Raw genomic sequence first — 320 nt, forward strand, 5'->3', positions numbered from 1 at the left:
CCAGTGCCCAGTGTAGCATAGGTGAGAGAAAACCAGTACCGTTTTGCTTACGTGAATTTGAACGCTTTTTCTAAACGTTGACGGGAGTATTTGCCCATTGCATCTACTGCTCAGTCCGTAAGTTAACACCTATTTGGTAATCCGTTTCCATGACCTCCTTAGGCACCATGCTTCCTCCTGTGGCCCAGACAAGATGAGTCGCTGCACCGGTATATAACCCTCTCTTTTCAAGCTGTACAGGGCCGTATAATCCCGCAACTGCTGATGGTTCCAAATAGAGGCCTTCTGCATCAGCGAGATCGGCGAGGAGTGTATAGAGC

1 pseudogene is annotated in these 320 nt (G+C 48.8%); it reads right to left on the reverse strand.

Annotated features, from left to right (window positions below):
• Window positions 1-103: 103 nt before the first annotated feature.
• Window positions 104-320, reverse strand: a pseudogene (locus tag CHH91_RS18170) (D-serine ammonia-lyase); the annotation flags it as partial.

It is taken from the genome of Virgibacillus sp. 7505 (assembly GCF_002272135.1).
In the GTDB taxonomy this organism is placed as follows: Bacteria; Bacillota; Bacilli; order Bacillales; family Amphibacillaceae; genus Terribacillus.